This is a genomic window from Cellulomonas septica, assembly GCF_012396155.1.
Lineage (GTDB): Bacteria > Actinomycetota > Actinomycetes > Actinomycetales > Cellulomonadaceae > Cellulomonas > Cellulomonas septica.
This window is the reverse complement of the sequence record NZ_JAAXOY010000820.1, coordinates 1-1,348: the sequence shown is the minus strand read 5'-3', so window position 1 is coordinate 1,348 and position 1,348 is coordinate 1. Positions and strand designations below refer to the sequence as shown.

Here is a 1,348-nt window from a genome sequence, read left to right as displayed (position 1 = left end):
CGCCACCAGCCCGCCGAGCGCCACGCCCAGCCCCGGCTGGTGACCGACGACCATCACCGCGACCGTGACGCCCACCCCGGTCACCAGCGCGAGCACCGGCAGCGACGCCGCGCCCCGACCGTCCCAGCGGAAGGCCGACAGCGCCCGGCCGAACGGTCCCGGCGGAGGCGGCGGGCCCAGGAGCGGGCCGGGCGGACCCGGGCGGACTGTCGGTGAGGGGAGCGCGGGCGGAGTCTGGGAGGCGGCTGTGCCGGTCATGTGCGTCACGCTAGGACCGCGCCGTCCCGGTGTGGACCTGATCACGGCGAAGGGGTCGTGCACGTCCGGTGCGCTCGCGTGGAGGTTCGTGACCTGCACCTTCACCGCGGCTCGGCGGTCGGCCGACTCCCTCGGCAGGGGGCCGCCGCCGGCCTCCGCGCGCGGGTCCGACGGGTGCGCACTAACCTCGACCGGTGGGACGGCCGTAGACCGTCCGCCGGATCGGGTTGGGAAGTCAGCCCGGAGCTCTTGCCGGCGGCCGCCGGGGCCGCGTGGAGGCGCCGTGCACAGCCAGGACGAGGCTCAGGTCGGCCAGTACCAGTTCTCCGCCGGTGGTGACCGTTGGCGATGGTCCGACGGGATGTTCGCGATCCACGGCATGGAGGCGGGTGAGGTCGTGCCCACGCGCGACCTGTTCCTGCGCCACGTGCGCCCCGACCACCGCGACCGCGTCGCCGCCGCCCTCGACGCGTGCGAGCGCGACGGCACCCCGCTCGGCGAGCACTACGTGCTGGTCGACCTCGCCGGTGACGAGCGTGCGGTGACCCTGAGCGGCGGCCGCGAGGACACCGCCGACGGCCCGACCGTGAGCGGCTTCCTCGTCGACGTGAGCGTGAGCCAGCGCGCCACCGTCGCCGACGCGGTCAACCTCCAGCTCCACCAGGCGCTGGAGTCGCACGCGGTCATCGACCAGGCCAAGGGCGTCCTCATGCTCGTCTACGGCATCGACGGCGACGCCGCCTTCGAGCTGCTGCGGTGGAGCTCCCAGCAGCGCAACGTGCGCCTCCTCGCGCTCGCGGAGCGCCTCGTCGCCGCCGTCGAGACCGCGGGCGGGCTCGCGCCGACCTCACGTGCGAAGCTCGACGAGCTGTTCTTCCAGTCGCTCGGCGAGGAGGCGGCCGCCGCCCCTGCGGCCCCGCCGGCCCACGGTCTCACCGTCTCGTCCCGCGTCGTCGGCGGCGTCCCCGATCACGCTGCGCGTGTCCGACGTGCGCGCCACCTCGACCGGCACGGTGACCCCGCCCCCGGTCGTGCCCGGCCCGGTCGGGTCCTACGTGCCCGACGCGACGACCACGGGCGTCCCGAACGG

The 1,348-nt window shown here is 75.6% G+C and carries 1 protein-coding gene; it reads left to right on the top strand.

The window, feature by feature from the left end:
- Positions 1 to 541 precede the first annotated feature (541 nt).
- The coding region (locus HGA02_RS21520; RefSeq protein WP_168681045.1) for an ANTAR domain-containing protein at positions 542 to 1,348 on the top strand (807 nt) is incomplete at its 3' end.